The following is a 15481-nucleotide window of genomic DNA, read 5'->3' on the forward strand; positions in this document are numbered from 1 at the left end:
GCGCGACGTCGCCGGACCCGACCCAGCCGCTTCGGCCGGCAGCCGGCCCGAGCCTTCCGATCCCGGACGTTGCAGGAGGCAACGACATGAATCGACCGACCGACAACCGGACGCTGCTGCGCACGCTCGGCGTCCGCACTCCGATCATCCAGGCGCCGATGGCCGGCGTCAGCACGCCCGCGCTGGCGGCTGCCGTGTCGAACGCGGGCGGGCTCGGCTCGCTCGGCGTCGGCGCGACGAACGCCGACGGCGCGCGCAAGATGATCCGCGACACGCGCGCGCTCACCGACCGGCCGTTCAACATCAACCTGTTCTGCCACCAGCCGGCCCGTGCCGATGCCGCCGTCGAGCGCGCGTGGCTCGAGTGGCTCGCGCCGGTGTTCCGCGAATACGGCGCGACGCCGCCGGCGGCGCTGTCGGAGATCTACACGAGCTTCGTCGCGGACGATGCGATGCTCGCGATGTTGCTCGAGGAAAAACCGGCGGTCGTGAGCTTTCATTTCGGGTTGCCGTCCGACGAGGCGATCGCGATGCTCAAGCGCGCCGGCATCACGCTGTTCGCGTCCGCGACGCATCCCGACGAAGCCCGCCAGATCGCCGCGGCCGGCATCGATGCGATTGTCGCGCAGGGCATCGAGGCCGGCGGGCATCGCGGCGTATTCGACTCGACGGCGCACGACGACCGGCTCGGCACGTTCGCGCTGACGCGACTGCTCGTGCGCGAATGCGCGCTGCCGGTGATCGCCGCCGGCGGCATCATGGACGGCGACGGCATCGCCGCGGCGCTCGCGCTCGGTGCGCAGGCCGCGCAACTCGGCACGGCGTTCGTCGCGTGTCCCGAAACGTCGATCGACGACGGATATCGCCGCGCGATCCTCGGCGACGCGGCGCACCGCACGACCTTCACGACCGCGATCTCCGGCCGTGTCGCGCGCGGCATCGCGAACCGGCTGACGGCGCTCGGCGACGATCCGCACGCACCGGCGACGCCCGCCTATCCGATCGCGTACGACGCCGGCAAGGCACTGCATGCGGCCGCGAAGGCGAAGGGCGAGTTCGGCTACGGCGCGCAGTGGGCAGGGCAGGCGGCGCCGCTCGTGCGGTCGCTGCCGGCGGCGGAACTGTTCGCGACGCTCGAGCGCGAGACGCGGGCGGCCATCTCGCGGCTGCAGCACGCGCTGGACTGAGTGCCGGATCACGCGGCGCGCGGCGGACGCGCCGGAAGGCGCTGAAGTCCGCACCGTTCGCGACAAAATTGCAATGCTCTGTGTCTGCGCACCGCGCGGATACAGAGCGATACAACGCGTCCGCCCGGGTTCGATATAAAGCAGACATCACCTCTCGAGGAGCACGACATGTCTGCTACATGGTTCAACGGATCCTGCCATTGCGGCGCCGTGAAATTCCAGGTCCGGACCGCGCTTGCGCCGGCCGTTCGCTGCAACTGCAGCCTTTGCCGCCGTCGCGGCGCGTTGATGAGCCCGATGTTCCCCGCCGCCGACCTGAAGATCGTCGCAGGCGAGGACGCGCTGACGACCTACCGTTTCAACACGCGCACGGCCCGTCACTTTTTCTGCAGCCGGTGCGGTGTCTACCCGTTTCATCAGACGCGCAAGGATCCCGCGTGCTGGCGCGTCAATCTCGGCTGCCTCGAAGGCGTCGATCCGTATGCGCTCGACGCGACCGTCGCCGACGGCGCGAGCCTGTCCGTCGTGGAGGATGCATGAAACGCTGGCTGACGATCCTGCTGTTCGCCGCGGGCGGCCTCGCGACCGAAATCGCGCATCCGGTGCAGTGTTCGCTGCTGTCGATCAGCCGGCAACGGCACGGCGAGCGCCGGGGCCGGAACGACGGCGATCGAGCCTGAGCGTGAGCGGGCATCGCTCGCGTCGCGTGCTGTCGATCGGAAACGATAATCATGCTTCCGATAAGATCGCACGCGATATATAATGCATTCATCTGCGACACGCCCCCGTGTCGATGGAGGATGCTCATGAAACCGACCGAAACCCAATCGCCCGCCACGCCGAAGCTTTCCGAGTTCCTGTGCTTTGCGATCTACTCGACGAACCTCGCGTTCGGCAAGGCCTACAAGCCGATCCTCGAGGAGCTCGGCCTCACGTACACGCAATACATCACGATCATTGCGCTGTGGGAGGAGGGCGACCAGACGGTCGGGCAGCTCGGCGAAAAGCTGTTCCTCGAATCGAACACGCTGACGCCGATCCTGAAGAAGCTCGAGGCGATGGGCTATCTGGAACGGCACCGCGATCCGTCGGACGAGCGTCAGGTGGTCGTGAGCCTGACGAAAAGCGGTCGCCGCGTGCGCGAGAAGGGGCTCGACATGAATCTCGTCGAAGCCACCGGGCTCAAACCCGACGAATTCGCGAAGATGCAGAAGGCGATCGTCACGCTGCGCGGCAACCTGATCGATTCGATCGACGAGTAAACCACGAATAGCCTGGCCGCCGGCTCGATGTCGAGCCGGGATACGATTGCAGCCGGCTTCCTCCACGATTTCCATGCTTTTCCGGCCGTCCGGACCGACTTTTGCAATGCTGCGCCCGGTTGCTTACGGCTGACGCTCGGGCTGGCCCGTCCCGGTATCCTCACGCCCCAACACCAGCAATTGCATGTCGCGACGGATCGTGAAACCGAGCGCCAGATAGCGCTCGATTGCGACGCGATTCGACGACAGCACATGCAGAAACGGCGTTTCCGCCCGCGCATGAATCCGCGCGATCAATGCGCGGATCAGTCCGGCCGCGAGGCCCTGGCCGCGAAAGGCGGGATCCACGCACACGGCGCTGATCTCCGTATGGCCGCCGGCAGTCAGTCGCTGACCGGCCATCGCCACGAGCCGTCCTTCTCTCCGTACACCGAGATAGCCGCCGAATTCGATCGTGCGCGGGCCGAACGGACCCGGCTCCGTCGCCGCGATCAGCTCGAGCATGGCCGGTACGTCGACTTCGGTCAGCCGGACATGCTCCAGCGGCTGCGCATCGTCAGGCGTTCCCTGCCAGATCATCTGATGCAGCACCGCGCGCCGGACCACGGAACATCCGCCCGGCGTCGGGATCTCGTCAGGCGTGACCAGTGCCGCGGGCCCGTGCGTGTCGATCAATGCGCGCAACGCGTCGAAAGCGGCCGGGCTGCGCTCGGCGAGGCCGGCAAAGGGCGCGAGTTCGGGAGGAAAGCGCCGCGCGCGCTCGTCGCCGAGCGCAAAACGCTGCTGCTCGCCGGCGAGCGCATGCCAAACGGCGTTGTCGAGCGGATGCGCTCCGCTTCCTTCGTTCCCCGTCGTTGCTTGCCGCATTGCCTGCTCCCTGATTGAAGGTCGTTCGTCGCACAGCATAGACGCGATCGTCCATTCAGGTCTCAGACGAACAAAAAGCGCATACGATTATATCGCATGCGCTTTATTTGATGGATGACGTCGTCGATTTCGGCGCGGTGCTCAATGACCGAAGTAGATCGAGCGCTCGGCCGTGCGAACGACGTTCCGGCTGCCGGCTTGCGTCGCGCCGTCGGCGTCGGTGCCGTAACCGGATGCGTCGGTATCGGCCGCTGTCGCAGCGTTGTCGCGCACCCGCTTCAGCGCGGTCTGCAGATTCTCCGGATAGTTCGGATCGTTCGGGCGATTCGGCAGGTAGCCGGCCTTCTGGAGCGCGGCCAGTTCCGCCCGCACCTGCGCGCGCGTGACGGTGCTTTCGGTCGCGAATGCCGGTGCGGCAGCGGAAACGGACACGGCGACGAGCAGGGCAGCAATCAGTTGGGTCTTCATCATTTACCTCGACAGAAAAGAGTGATCGGAGTGTGGGCGTCGCACGCCGGCAATCGGCGCCGATCGCGATTTCATTCAATGGCCGAAGTAGATCGAGCGCTCGGCGACCCGCATGGCAGGACGGCTGCCCGACTGCGTGCCGGCTGCCGCGTCGCTGCCGTAACCGGACGTCGCCGTATCGGCTGCGGCGGTGTCGTTCGCATGGATACGCGTCAGCGCGGCCTGCAGGTCGTCCGGATAGTGCGGATCGTTCGCGCGGCCCGGCACATAGCCGGCTTGCTGCAGCTGGGCGAGCTCGGCACGTACTTGCGCACGCGTCACGACGGCTTCATTGGCAAAGGCGGGGGCGGCAACGGCGGCGGATACGGCAACGAGAAGGGCGGCGATCACTTGGGTTTTCATCATTTACCTCGACAGATTCAATGGAAAGAAACGGGGCGTTCAGGCATGTGCGGCATGTCGACGCGATTCGTCCGGAATCGCGGATCGCGCTCAACGACCGAAATAGATCGAACGCTCGGCCATCTGCACGACCGCGCGTCGGCCCGACTGCGTCGCCGCGACGGCGTCACCGCCGTAGCCCGCGTTCGACGGTGCGTTGGCCACCGCGTCGTCCGCGTGGATCTGCGTCAGCGCGGCCTGCAGGTTGTCCGGGTAGGTCGCGTCGCTGGCGCGGTTCAGCGGGTAGCCGGTCCGTTCGAGCTGCACGAGTTCGGCGCGCACTTGCGCACGCGTCACGACGGCTTCATTGGCGAAGGCCGGCGCGGCAACGGCAGCGGACACGGCGACGAGCAGGGCGGCGATCAGTTGGGTCTTCATCATTTACCTCGACAAGAAAATGGCAGGAGATTCGGGAGGGCGGCGCCTGGCCGCCCGATTCAACGTTCAGACGATGCGGATTTCGACGTCGATGTTGCCGCGCGTCGCTTTCGAGTACGGGCAGGTCTGATGCGCGGTGTCGACGATGTGCTGCACGACGTCACGATCGAGCCCGGGCGCGCTCACGTTCAGGCGGGCCTGCAGGAAGTACGCGTTGCCGCCCATGCCCAGGTCCACTTCCGCATCGACCGCGAGATCGGCCGGCAGCGTCACCTTCGCCGCACGTGCCGCGAGTTGCATCGCGCCGATGAAGCAGGCCGACCAGCCGGCCGCGAACAGTTGTTCCGGATTCGTGCCGGTTCCGGCGGTGCCCGGCGACGACAACTGGATGTCGAGGCGACCGTCGGAACTGCGCGCCGCGCCGTCGCGGCCGCCGGAAGTCGTATGCGTCTTGCCCGTGTACAGCACTTTTTCGATCTTGCTCATCGTTCACTCCGTCAGGTTGGAAGGTTCCATCTAATGCGATTCGATCGCATGCGATGCAGTTTGGTCGAGACGCCGAACCTCATCAAGCGGATTCGATTAAATCGCATGCGATATTTTGTATTTCAATGTATCTGGATCGTGTACGGCCTTGCCAGGCAAGGATGTGCGGTGTTCCATCCCTTATATCGAAAAGATCGCGTCGCGCGACATTCCGGGCGCGGACAGGGCGGCCGCCGTCGGAACGGCGGCTGCCCGCGCAACCACAACGCGGCTACGCCGGCCGGATTTCGGCGATCACGACCAGAATCACGGCTGCGTCGGCCGGCAACTGGCGCTGGGAAAACGCCGAGCGCGCATGTCCGGCCTTGTCGCCGAGCACGGCGGCGAACAGATCGGATGCGCCGTCGATCACGGCCGGCTGGCCGAAAAAGCCGTCCGCCGACGCAACGTGCCCCTCGACACGCACGATGTGATGCAGGCGCTCGAACCCGCCGAGGTGTTTGCGGATCTGCGCGAGCACGTTCAGCGCCGCGAGTTGCGCCGCATGCCGCCCGTCGTCGACGTTCAGCCGTTCGCCGACGCGGCCTGTATAGGCAACCTTGCCGTCGACGAGCGGCAGTTGTCCGGAGATGAACAACAGGTTGCCGGCTTCGCTGACGGCCGTGTAGCTGCCGAGCGGTTGCGGCGGTTCGGGTAACGTGAGGCCGAGTTCGGCCAGCTTCTGTTCGATCGTCATCGCTTGCTCCTTCGGGGAAGCTTGAGTGGCGCCCAGGCTCGGAAGATTCACTCGCACGGGTCTCTGGCAGTCACTCTATTGAGGCGGTCGACGCCGGTAAATATCGTTCGCGCAATTGAATCGACACGCGATGTAACGAATCGCGCGCGGCTCAATGTGGCGCGAACGGTTGCCGGCGACGGTCGTCGGTACGCTGGTTTCCCGGCCGGGATTCATGCACACTCGCTGCTTCAGCGTCACGCGACGAAACGGCGCGCGCCGGCTCACCGCGAGCGCGATTCCGTGATGCCTACGTTCGCGTTGCCGGCCACGCCACGCACGAAGCAGCAGGAGCGCCCCATGCAGAGAAAATTCGACGACCTGCTGCTCGGCAGCATCGAGCTGTTCTGCCTGGCCGCGGAACTCGGCAGCTTCACGCTCGCGGCGACGGCCGCGAGCGTCACGCCGGCCGCGGTCAGCCGCTCGGTCGCGCGCCTCGAGGAGCGTCTCGGCGTACGCCTGTTCGTGCGGACGACACGGCAGATCCGCCTGACCGATTCCGGCCGGCGCTATTTCGAGCAATGCCGTGATGCGCTCTCGCAGCTCGTCGACGCCGAGCGCGAAGCGACGGGCCAGCAGGCCACGCCGGCCGGCGTGCTGCGCATCAGCATGCCGACGCCGTACGGACACTATCGCGTGTTGCCGCTGTTACCCGCGTTTCGCGAGCGATATCCGGACGTGCGCGTCGAAACGCATCTGAGCAACCGCAACATCGACTTCGCCGAGGAGGGTTTCGATCTTGCGATCCGCGGCCGCGCGCCGGCGGATTCGAGCCTGGTCGCGCGCAAGCTGGAGGATGCGGAACTCGTTGTCGTCGCGACGCCCGGCTACCTGAAACGCGCCGGCGTGCCGCGCGCCGTCGACGATCTGCACACGCACGAATGCATCCAGTTCGAGCTCCCGAGCAGCGGCCGGCCGATTCCGTGGTTGTTCAACGACGGCTCGGCGGAAATCGACGTCGCGACGACCGGCGGCTACGGCACGTCGGGCGACGTCCTCGCCGGCGTCACGCTCGCGCGCAGCGGCGCGGGCCTGTTCCAGACCTATCGCTTCATCGTCGACCGGGATCTGCGCGAGGGCACGCTCACGGAGGTGCTGTCCGGCCAGGGCGGCCGGTCGCGGCCGTTCATGCTGCTGTATCCCCACGCGCGCTATCTGTCTTCGCGCGTGCGCGTGTTCGTCGACTTTCTCGTCGAACATCTGCAACAGGCGCCCGGCAAGCGGGCGCGCTAGGCTCGTCCGGGGTGGAATGCCGGCAACGGGGCAGAGCGGGGCGCGAATGGCGCGGCTGCGCCGTTGCAGGACCGCCGCGCTCCGCGCCCCGCTCGCCATTCGCGCCATTCGCGTCAGCGCAGTCTCCCATCGTCGCCGCTCAATGCCCGGCGCTCTGGCCGCCATCCACGTGCAGGATCTCGCCGGTAACGAACGGCGCCGAATCCAGATACAGGATCGCGCCGACGATGTCGCTCATCTCGCCCATCCGGCCGACCGGATGCAGCGAGGCGAGCGTCGCGTGCGTGTCGGGCGCATGCATCGGCGACTTGATGATGCCGGGGGACACGGCGTTCACGCGGATGCCGGCCTTCGCGTACTCGATTGCGAGCGACTTCGTCGCCGCGTTGAGTCCGCCTTTCGTCAGCGATGCGAGCACCGACGGCACGTTGCTGTTCGCGTGGTCGACGAGGCTCGTCGTGATGCTGACCACGTGTCCGCCGCCGTTGCGTTGCATCGCCGCGATCGCGCGCTGCGTGACGTGGAAGAAACCGTCCAGGTTCACGCGGGTGATGGCCGCATAGTCGTCGGCGGTGTATTGCGTGAACGGCTTCGCGATGAACACGCCGGCGTTGTTGACGAGCGTGTCGACCCGGCCGAAGCGCTCGAGTGCGGTATCGACCACGCGCCGCGCGACGGCCGGGTCGCCGATGTCGCCCGCGACGGTGACCAGGCCGGGATCGTCCGACGCGCCGATCGAACGGGACGTCGCGACCACCCGATGGCCCTGGGCGCGGAATGCGTTGACCGTCTCCGCGCCGATGCCTTGCGATGCGCCGGTGACGATGATGACTTTGGATGTGCTCATGATATGCCTCGACAGGTGACTGGTTTTCGGCTTCGGTGCCGACCGGATCGATGAATCCGATGGACCAGACTTTAGGCGCGTCGCGCCGGAGTTCGAACACCCACCGTGGACCAACAGTCTTGCGTCGCGGGAACAAATGCGGGAAAGAACGGGGCGGCCGCGACGGCGATCGTTGCGGCGGAAGGGGAATCGACGCGGCTGCGAACGAAGCAGCAATCGCGGGCGACACCGCGCGTCGAATCGCCGTGAAATCCGGGATTCGTGCGAGGAAGTGCTGTCAATGCCGCGCGATGGCGTGCCCGGACGCGCCGGGTACTTCGATGGCTTATCGGATCTGTCCGGATAACTTTTCTTATCACAATAGCATCGATATGAATCGAAACCGGCGAGTACGAAAACGCGTCTGACCTGACCTGCATACGCTTCCTGTTCCGTCCGCGGCCCAGGCTTGCTCATCTGCTGGCGCATCGAATCGAACTGCAATCACCGCAACGGTCCGTACGTCTCCTTTTTCTCGCCTACGTCGGCCTCCGACTCAAGCCTCGGAGAACAGTCGGGCAAGGTGCGGTTCGAGATCGGGGAGAGCATCTGCGTGCCGATCTCCGAGCCGGTCTGGCGTCGAGGGCTTGGGTTCCGCGCCCAACCTGGCCGATGTCTGACCGACCCGATACCGCGGCAGATCGATGGACGACGCCTTGATCATCGCCATCGAGTTGCTGCACATCGCATTCCGCGTGCGCTTTGGACGAAAGACCGAATCCCCCCGGGCAATCGAGTCGCCCGTCAGAATGCAAACCCCGTCCTCTCGGGCAACAACTCTCCGCCAGGTCTGTTCGCCATATCGACACGCCGTCGAGCTGCTCTACGAGATGAGAACGGTGTCGGTTGACGGGCGCTCGAGAATCACGATGCGGACGGCCTCCAGGTTTGAGTGGCTCATGCACGCACGCTCATCCACTCCCGGAAAGGGCGGTGCGGCCGGAGGCGATCGCAGGGCGTCGAGAATCCTGTCCCAGCGATGCCGGTCGCTGATGCCGTTCGTGACATCGTCGGTACCTGGAGTGTTTTCCATAGCTTCATGATCGCCATTGGATAAGCGTCAAAGGCGACGTCGGCGTGAACCCGGCGTGTGCGATCGTGCTGACGCCGATCCGCGGCCACGCACCGTTCAACGAACGAAAAACGCGTGAAAAGCGGGAGAGGGAGGTGACCCGCGAATGCAGGTCACACTTGCAAAGTACGGGCGTCGACGTTTCGTGTCGGTAACTTCGGTCGTCACGCTTCAACTGGACGTGACGACGCACTGACGCGTGAGAAATCCAGAACGACCGTCACGCTTGTTTCGTCGATTTTGAGGCCGACCTGCGTGCGCGGTTTCGCGAACCTGCGTCATCGCATGCCGCCACTGGCGACGATATGCTCGCCCGTCAGCCACTTTGCGTCGTCGGACGCGAGGAAAACCGCAATCGACGCAACGTCGTCCGGTCTGCCCACGCGCCCGAGCGGCGTCTGGCTGACCGCGGAACTCTCGAACTCCGATCCGATCACCCCGGCGCTTTGCGCGCCTTCGGTCACGATCACGCCGGGATTGATCGTATTCACGCGAATGCCTCGCGGCCCGAGTTCACGGGCGAGCGCGCCGGTGATGGAATCCACCGCGCCTTTCGTGCCGCTGTAGACGGCAGTCGTCGCCGGTGTGAGCGTCGAGACGACCGAACTGACATTGATGATGCTGGCGCCTTCGCCCAGGTGCTGGACGGCGGCCTGTGTGGTGAGCAGCACGCCGAGCACGTTGATGTCGAACTGCCTGCGGTATTGCGCTTCCGTGAACGCCTCGATCGGGGCGAACTCGTAGACGCCCGAGTTGTTGACGAGGATGTCGAGGCGGCCGTACGTTTCGATCGCCGCATCGACGATGCCTTTTGCATCGGCAGCCTTCGACACGTCACCTCCGACGGCAACCGCTTTTCCTCCGGCCGTGGTGATGGCGGACACGACGTCATCCGCGCCCGTCTTGCTGCTTGCGTAGTTCACTACGATCGACGCGCCCTCTGCCGCGAGCGCCTTGGCGATGGCGGCACCGATACCCTTCGACGCACCGGTTACGACGGCCACTTTCCGTGCAAGCTTGCCCATGATGTTCACCTCAGTGTGAATGATTCCGTTGATGGACACCGGCATGCCGTCTCGCCCAATGCGATCGCCGGTGTTTTCTGCCTATGCGGACCTGCGTACGATCGCGATCGGGTGGCGCGGCGCGACTGGCCGGGCATCGATGCGCGGGACACGGCACCTTCAACCCGGCCATGCCGAATTGCGGATGACGGAACAGAAATTCCCCCGATGGAAATGAGGCTCCTTGTCGGCGATCACGTCGGCTTTCACGTTGCCGAACGTGGTTTCCGGCTTGTGCCTGATGCCGTCGTAGAACGCCTGAATGATCTCTTCCTTGAAGTGCGGCGGGCGGGGATGCGCATGCGTCACGGCTTCGCGCTCCTCGTGCGTGAACGCGTGGTACGACAGTCCGAGCACATCCATCTCGACCCCGGCGGTCACCAGCGCGACGACCGGGTGCATATGGCGCGGAATGCCGGGCGTGGTGTGCAGCGCAATCGCCGTCCAGACGAGATCGATGTCGGCCGCGTCGATGCCCCGGCCCGAGAGAAAGTCGCGGGCCGCATTGGCCCCGTCGACTTCGAAGCGTTCGGTGGCGCTGCTGTACGCTCCGGTGAGGCCGACGTCATGAAACATGGCACCGGCGTACAACAGTTCCGGATCGAATTTCAGGCCGCGGCGCACACCCTCCAGCGCACCGAACAAATATACGCGGCTCGAATGATGAAAGAGCAGCGGGGTGGACGTGTCGCGCACGAACTCGGTAATTTCCCGCGCAAGCTGACTGTCGGGCACCGCGACATCCTGAATGAACTCTGACATGACGGTCCTCCATCGAAATGTGAGCGGACGCCGGCGTCGTGGCGGACGCCGCACGCGAATGGCTGGCTACTTGGCTGCAGTCGTCGCCCCGATTCTTGCCAGGGCCTCGCGAACACCCGCGCCGTACTCGGGGTCGGCCTTCGTGCAATTGAGGATGTGGCGTTCCTGGATATGCGCCTGAACGGAGGCCATCTGGCGTGCGGTGTTGTCGAACAGCAATTGTTGCTGCGCCTGACTCATCAGGCGAAACAGGTTTCCCGGCTGCGCGAAGTGATCGACGTCCACGCGGTGGTCCCAATGCGCGGCGTCGCCTTCGATTCTCAGCGGCGGCTCGTGAAGATCGGGCCGCACTTCCCACTCGCCGGAACTGTTCGGATAGTAAGAAGGCGTGCCGCCGAGGTTGTCGTCGGTGCGCATGGCGCCGTCGCGGTGGTAGCTGTGGAAGGGGCACTTCGGCGCATTGACGGGAATGTGATTGAAGTTCACGCCCAGCCGATACCGTTGCGTGTCGCCGTAAGAGAACAGACGTGCCTGCAGCATCTTGTCCGGCGAAAAGCCGATGCCGGGCACGACGTTCGCGGGCGAGAAGGCCGCCTGCTCGACCTCGGCGAAATAATTGCCCGGGTTGCGGTTCAATTCGAGTACGCCGACCTCGATCAACGGGAAATCGCTTTTCGGCCAGACCTTGGTCAGGTCGAACGGATTGAACGGCAGAGACCTGGCCTCGTCGTCGTTCATCACCTGAATGAAGAGTGTCCAGCGCGGGAAGTCGCCGCGCTCGATGCTTTCGTAAAGATCGCGGCCATGCGTTTCGCGGTCCTTGCCCACGAGCTGTTCGGCTTCGTCGTCCGTCAGATTCGCGATGCCTTGCTGCGTACGGAAGTGAAACTTTACCCACGTCCGCCGATTGTCGGCATCGACCAGGCTGAACGTATGGCTGCCGAAACCATGCATGTGGCGATAGCTGCGCGGAATGCCCCTGTCGCTCATGACGATCGTGACCTGGTGAAGCGCCTCCGGCAAAAGCGTCCAGAAATCCCAGTTGCTGTTTGCGCTGCGCAGTCCCGTGCGCGGGTCGCGCTTGATCGCGTGGTTGAGATCGGGAAAACGCAGCGGATCACGGAAGAAGAACACGGGCGTGTTATTGCCCACGATGTCCCAGTTTCCTTCTTCCGTATAGAACTTCACCGCGAAGCCGCGGATATCGCGCTCGGCATCGGCGGCGCCGCGCTCGCCGGCGACCGTCGAAAAGCGCATGAATACGGGCGTTGCCTTGCCGATTTCCGAAAAGAGTTTTGCCTTGGTGTAGCGCGTGATGTCGTGCGTTACCGTGAATACGCCGTGCGCGCCCGATCCTTTGGCGTGCATGCGTCGTTCGGGAATCACCTCGCGGTCGAAGTGCGCGAGTTTCTCGATCAGCCAGATATCCTGCAGCAGCGCGGGGCCGCGCGGGCCGGCCGTTTCGATGTTCAGATTGTCGGCAACGGGCGCGCCCGTTGCGTGATCAAGACGCGTAGACGTATCGCGGTTTTTCATGCCTCGACTCCAGGAGGGTTGGGCGGACCGGCGCAGCGCCATACCGTTCCAGGCTGGCGGCCGCGCGAAACTTTACGGGCAAATCAGCGTGCTATCCCGGCGGGTGCGGTGAAAAAGAAACGGCCATACCGCGACGGCCACCCGCTCGATCCGTGACGAGCCGCGCAGGCATCGACGAGTCGATGTGAGAGAAGCGTACCTGTCGGGTGCCAGAACGATCTTGTATAAAACAACGATTCGATGGACGAATCGCGGACGGCCGTCGGACACCGGGGCAGTGGTTGAACTCGGATCAGAGGCGGTGGTGCGTCGCGCGTCGACGCATATCGAGCGGGCGCGCAAGCGCCGATAACGACGTTCGCACCTGTCCGGCGCTATCGGTTCCGCTGCGCCCAGTCTTTCGGCCCGCACCCTTCGAGGCGCGAGAACACGCGCGAAAAATGACTCTGGTCGAAAAATCCGCAGTCCGATGCGATGCTGGCCAGGCTCGCATCTGTTTCCCGCAACAGCGATTTCGCGCGCTCGATGCGGCGCTTGAGCAGCCACTGATGGGGTGTGCTGCCGGTCGTCTGCTTGAAGGCTTCACCGAAATAGCTGGTGGAGAGATTGCACTCGCGCGCGAGATCGGCAATCGAAGGATTGTCGTGCAGGTGGGACGCGAAATAATCTTCGATGCGCCGCATCTGCCACGGAGCGAGTCCCGAGCGGCGCGGCCGGAGCGCCGGATCGGCTCGGCCATATCGTGTGACGACGTGTTCGCAAAACGCCAGCGCGAGGTAATCGATGAACAGCGCACTCGTCAGGTCGGGATGCTGCAGGACCGCCTGCAGCGTATGCGAAAGACTGAACAGCACCGGGTCGCTGGCGCCGAGATGCGGCTGCACGAGTCCGCCTATGCGCCGGCGCCGCTTTTGATCGGTGAATTCCTCGATCGCGCTCTGGGCCAGATAGAGCCGCATGGTATCGAACGGCATGTCGAGACGGCGCGTCGGGCTCGAGCGCAGGTCGAGCAGAAAGCAACTGCCGGGACTGCACGACGCGGAAGCATCGAGGTTACCGCCTGAATAACGGAGGCCGGGATCGGGGCTCAGTATCAGCGGCATCTGAAAGACAAAGGCTTCCTCCGGTTGCGGCGTGAGCGAGCGCCCCGGTTGAGGCCGGGGGTTCGTCAACCGTGTGAACGAGATAGGCTGCCCGTGGGAGAAAACGCCGGCCCGCACGGTGGGCGCATCTCGCAGTAGAAACCGTTTGGCGAGGGCGTCGTCTGCAACGGGTTGCCCGAAATCGACGTGATTCCTATCGTTCATTCATCGCGCCTTGGAGTGCGCCCGTACAGGCGTCGTGTGCCTTTACCCGACGGCGGGTTCAAATGAAAACAGGCCCAATTTAGCGCAATTCGATGACTGGCGCGCGACTGGTGTCGTGATGCGCGAGACGCTCTCCGATTGCGGGCGCGACGCGCACGTCAATGGTGCGGTGCGCTATTGCGCGAACCAGGAACGTGCGCAGGCTCCATTGCGCGCGCCAGTGCAGGGCGGTGGCGTCAGCGTGAGCTCAACGACGTCTGCGCATCGTGCGATGCCGGGTCCCAGCCGCCGCCGAGCGCCTTGAACGTCGAGATCGCTGCACGAGCGGATTCCGTCTGTGCCTGTGCACGCGCGTCGGCGGCCTGGAGCAGCGTCTCGTTGGCGTGCAATACGTCGATGAAACTCGCTGCACCGCTGCGGTACGCGGTCATCGAGGAATCCTTGGCGCGGGAAAACGACGACTCGGCATGCGACAGCGTGGCAGCCTGCGCCTCTCGATTCACCAATGACGAGAGCGAGTTTTCGACGTCCTCGGAGGCGCGGAGCACGGCCTGCCGATAGGCCGCGAGCGCTTGCGCGTCGGCGCCTTTCGCCGCGTCGACATCGGCACTGATGCGGGCGAAATCGAACAGTCGCCAGCGCAGCCCGACGAGGCCGGCCGCCTGGTTGGCGCCGCCCGAGAACAACGTACCGGCGGCGGCCGAGGTCGCGCTGCCGAGGAAGGCGTTCAGCGAGACCGTCGGGTAGTACTCGCCGATCGCAGCGCCGATGCGCGCATTGGCGGCGGCGAGGTGACGTTCGGCGGCGATCAGATCGGGACGTCTTTGCAGCAGATCGGCTGGCGTGCCCATTTCCGCGAGCGCCGGCGCGACGGGGATCGGGGAAGGCGAGCCCAGCTCTGCCCGGTGCGTGCCAGGAGGTGTACCGAGCATCACGTCGAGGGCGTTCGACGCCGCATCAAGCGCCGCGAGGAGGACGGGCACGCTGGCCTGCACCTGGTCGAGCGCACCTTGCGCCTGCTGAACCTGATAGTCGGCTGCCGCGCCCTTCGAATACAGGAGTTTCACGTCTGCGAGAAGCGCCTGCTGCGTCTGCACCTGCCGGGTCGCGATATCCAGACGGGCCTGGAGCCCCCGGATCGTGACGTAGATATCGGCAGTCTGGGCCGCGACGGCAAGCCGGGTGGCAACTGCCGCCGCCTGCGTTGCCGAGTAATCGGCGAGCGCGGCTTCACGCTGACGGCGCAGACCGCCAAAAATGTCGATCTCCCAACCGGCCTCCAGGTTGGTTTCGTACGCGGTGCCCCAGCGCTCGTACCCCGGCGTGGCGTTGAGCAATCGCCCCAACGGCGTATCGACAGACTGATAGGCTCGTGCCGCCGACGCGGAAACCGAGGCCGACGGCAGGAGCGCCGCGTTGGCCGTGCCGAGGCGCGCGCGCGCCTGAGTGATTTGCGCGACGGCCTGGGCCAGGTCCAGGTTCTGGGCCAGCGCCAGCGAAACGTAATGCGTGAGCAGCGGGTCGTTGAAGCTTTCCCACCATGCGGACAGATCGGCAACCGGCGCCTTTGCCGCGCGGGCGGGCGGCTGGGTCATGTAGTGCTGCGCCAGCGGCGCATCCGGGCGGCGGTAGTCGGGACCCACGGCGCACGCCGAAAGGGCGGCGACGCTAGTCAGGAGAACAAGTGGACGGCGCAAGGGCATGATCATCTCGGGAGCGACAACGGGAGGGGAAATATAGTGACCAATATACAATAT

Annotated in this window: 17 protein-coding genes and 1 pseudogene; 5 read left to right on the plus strand and 13 right to left on the minus strand. The window is 65.1% G+C overall.

Annotated features, from left to right (window positions below):
- The first annotated feature begins 86 nt into the window (after positions 1-86).
- The 4 genes from DIE12_RS13380 to DIE12_RS13390 all read left to right on the plus strand — a co-directional run bounded on the left by DIE12_RS13380 (position 87) and on the right by DIE12_RS13390 (position 2449).
- Entirely contained in the window at positions 87-1187 is a 1101-nt protein-coding gene (locus tag DIE12_RS13380) for a nitronate monooxygenase family protein (RefSeq protein WP_124521732.1), read from the plus strand.
- A gap of 168 nt (positions 1188-1355) precedes the next feature.
- Complete coding sequence (locus DIE12_RS13385) at positions 1356-1727, plus strand: GFA family protein (RefSeq protein ID WP_044843515.1); 372 nt, start codon at positions 1356-1358, stop codon at positions 1725-1727.
- The gene (locus DIE12_RS38070; protein WP_185500367.1) at positions 1724-1867 is read left to right on the plus strand and encodes a hypothetical protein; all 144 of its coding nucleotides are present in this window, start codon (positions 1724-1726) and stop codon (positions 1865-1867) included. The genes DIE12_RS13385 and DIE12_RS38070 overlap by 4 nt, the downstream gene beginning before the upstream one ends.
- Positions 1868-1993: 126 nt before the next feature.
- Positions 1994-2449 carry a MarR family winged helix-turn-helix transcriptional regulator gene (locus DIE12_RS13390; RefSeq protein ID WP_044843621.1) on the plus strand — a complete coding sequence of 152 codons (456 nt, stop codon included), beginning with the start codon at positions 1994-1996 and terminating at the stop codon, positions 2447-2449.
- 123 nt (positions 2450-2572) lie between these two features.
- Here DIE12_RS13390 and DIE12_RS13395 read toward each other — a convergent pair whose 3' ends face one another.
- The 6 genes from DIE12_RS13395 to DIE12_RS13420 form a co-directional block, all read right to left on the minus strand.
- Positions 2573-3316: a GNAT family N-acetyltransferase gene (locus DIE12_RS13395; protein WP_124521730.1), complete on the minus strand. Its 744-nt coding sequence runs from the start codon at positions 3314-3316 to the stop codon at positions 2573-2575.
- Between the two features lie 141 nt (positions 3317-3457).
- The gene (locus DIE12_RS13400) at positions 3458-3787 is read right to left on the minus strand and encodes a DUF4148 domain-containing protein (RefSeq protein ID WP_124521728.1); all 330 of its coding nucleotides are present in this window, start codon (positions 3785-3787) and stop codon (positions 3458-3460) included.
- A 72-nt stretch (positions 3788-3859) separates the two neighbouring features.
- On the minus strand, positions 3860-4186 hold the full coding sequence (locus DIE12_RS13405) for a DUF4148 domain-containing protein (RefSeq protein ID WP_124521797.1): 327 nt from the start codon (positions 4184-4186) through the stop codon (positions 3860-3862).
- Positions 4187-4276: 90 nt separating this feature from the next.
- Positions 4277-4603 (minus strand): DUF4148 domain-containing protein, encoded by a 327-nt coding sequence (locus tag DIE12_RS13410; protein WP_124521796.1) that lies wholly within the window; start codon positions 4601-4603, stop codon positions 4277-4279.
- A 66-nt stretch (positions 4604-4669) separates the two neighbouring features.
- Complete coding sequence (locus tag DIE12_RS13415) at positions 4670-5089, minus strand: organic hydroperoxide resistance protein (RefSeq protein WP_124485459.1); 420 nt, start codon at positions 5087-5089, stop codon at positions 4670-4672.
- 271 nt (positions 5090-5360) lie between these two features.
- Positions 5361-5825 (minus strand): RidA family protein, encoded by a 465-nt coding sequence (locus DIE12_RS13420; RefSeq protein WP_124485458.1) that lies wholly within the window; start codon positions 5823-5825, stop codon positions 5361-5363.
- A 339-nt stretch (positions 5826-6164) separates the two neighbouring features.
- Between DIE12_RS13420 and DIE12_RS13425 the strand changes: the two genes are divergently transcribed.
- On the plus strand, positions 6165-7097 hold the full coding sequence (locus tag DIE12_RS13425; protein WP_124521726.1) for a LysR family transcriptional regulator: 933 nt from the start codon (positions 6165-6167) through the stop codon (positions 7095-7097).
- A 139-nt stretch (positions 7098-7236) separates the two neighbouring features.
- Here the strand turns inward: DIE12_RS13425 and DIE12_RS13430 are convergent, their stop codons facing one another.
- The 7 genes and pseudogenes from DIE12_RS13430 to DIE12_RS13460 all read right to left on the minus strand — a co-directional run bounded on the left by DIE12_RS13430 (position 7237) and on the right by DIE12_RS13460 (position 15433).
- Entirely contained in the window at positions 7237-7944 is a 708-nt protein-coding gene (locus DIE12_RS13430) for an SDR family NAD(P)-dependent oxidoreductase (RefSeq protein WP_124521724.1), read from the minus strand.
- 535 nt (positions 7945-8479) lie between these two features.
- A pseudogene (locus DIE12_RS39045) lies at positions 8480-8788 on the minus strand (DUF3331 domain-containing protein); the annotation flags it as partial.
- A 545-nt stretch (positions 8789-9333) separates the two neighbouring features.
- Positions 9334-10080, minus strand: coding sequence for a glucose 1-dehydrogenase (locus DIE12_RS13440; protein WP_124485714.1), 747 nt, complete (start codon positions 10078-10080; stop codon positions 9334-9336).
- 159 nt (positions 10081-10239) lie between these two features.
- Positions 10240-10881 (minus strand): HD domain-containing protein, encoded by a 642-nt coding sequence (locus DIE12_RS13445; RefSeq protein ID WP_124485454.1) that lies wholly within the window; start codon positions 10879-10881, stop codon positions 10240-10242.
- A 66-nt stretch (positions 10882-10947) separates the two neighbouring features.
- Positions 10948-12417: a catalase gene (locus DIE12_RS13450; RefSeq protein ID WP_124521722.1), complete on the minus strand. Its 1470-nt coding sequence runs from the start codon at positions 12415-12417 to the stop codon at positions 10948-10950.
- Between the two features lie 374 nt (positions 12418-12791).
- Entirely contained in the window at positions 12792-13724 is a 933-nt protein-coding gene (locus tag DIE12_RS13455) for an AraC family transcriptional regulator (protein WP_124521720.1), read from the minus strand.
- Between the two features lie 236 nt (positions 13725-13960).
- Entirely contained in the window at positions 13961-15433 is a 1473-nt protein-coding gene (locus tag DIE12_RS13460; protein WP_409333452.1) for an efflux transporter outer membrane subunit, read from the minus strand.
- Between the last annotated feature and the right edge of the window lie 48 nt (positions 15434-15481).

The organism is Burkholderia sp. Bp9015 (assembly GCF_003853505.1).
Lineage (GTDB): Bacteria > Pseudomonadota > Gammaproteobacteria > Burkholderiales > Burkholderiaceae > Burkholderia.

Coding starts and splice junctions, on each gene's coding strand:
- DIE12_RS13460 (WP_409333452.1), bottom strand. CDS start 15,433: ATGATCATGCCCTTGCGCCGTCCACTTGTTCTCCTGACTAGCGTCGCC.
- DIE12_RS13395 (WP_124521730.1), bottom strand. CDS start 3,316: ATGCGGCAAGCAACGACGGGGAACGAAGGAAGCGGAGCGCATCCGCTC.
- DIE12_RS13390 (WP_044843621.1), top strand. CDS start 1,994: ATGAAACCGACCGAAACCCAATCGCCCGCCACGCCGAAGCTTTCCGAG.
- DIE12_RS13385 (WP_044843515.1), top strand. CDS start 1,356: ATGTCTGCTACATGGTTCAACGGATCCTGCCATTGCGGCGCCGTGAAA.
- DIE12_RS13405 (WP_124521797.1), bottom strand. CDS start 4,186: ATGAAAACCCAAGTGATCGCCGCCCTTCTCGTTGCCGTATCCGCCGCC.
- DIE12_RS13455 (WP_124521720.1), bottom strand. CDS start 13,724: ATGAACGATAGGAATCACGTCGATTTCGGGCAACCCGTTGCAGACGAC.
- DIE12_RS13430 (WP_124521724.1), bottom strand. CDS start 7,944: ATGAGCACATCCAAAGTCATCATCGTCACCGGCGCATCGCAAGGCATC.
- DIE12_RS13440 (WP_124485714.1), bottom strand. CDS start 10,080: ATGGGCAAGCTTGCACGGAAAGTGGCCGTCGTAACCGGTGCGTCGAAG.
- DIE12_RS13380 (WP_124521732.1), top strand. CDS start 87: ATGAATCGACCGACCGACAACCGGACGCTGCTGCGCACGCTCGGCGTC.
- DIE12_RS13410 (WP_124521796.1), bottom strand. CDS start 4,603: ATGAAGACCCAACTGATCGCCGCCCTGCTCGTCGCCGTGTCCGCTGCC.
- DIE12_RS13400 (WP_124521728.1), bottom strand. CDS start 3,787: ATGATGAAGACCCAACTGATTGCTGCCCTGCTCGTCGCCGTGTCCGTT.
- DIE12_RS13415 (WP_124485459.1), bottom strand. CDS start 5,089: ATGAGCAAGATCGAAAAAGTGCTGTACACGGGCAAGACGCATACGACT.
- DIE12_RS13450 (WP_124521722.1), bottom strand. CDS start 12,417: ATGAAAAACCGCGATACGTCTACGCGTCTTGATCACGCAACGGGCGCG.
- DIE12_RS13445 (WP_124485454.1), bottom strand. CDS start 10,881: ATGTCAGAGTTCATTCAGGATGTCGCGGTGCCCGACAGTCAGCTTGCG.
- DIE12_RS38070 (WP_185500367.1), top strand. CDS start 1,724: ATGAAACGCTGGCTGACGATCCTGCTGTTCGCCGCGGGCGGCCTCGCG.
- DIE12_RS13425 (WP_124521726.1), top strand. CDS start 6,165: ATGCAGAGAAAATTCGACGACCTGCTGCTCGGCAGCATCGAGCTGTTC.
- DIE12_RS13420 (WP_124485458.1), bottom strand. CDS start 5,825: ATGACGATCGAACAGAAGCTGGCCGAACTCGGCCTCACGTTACCCGAA.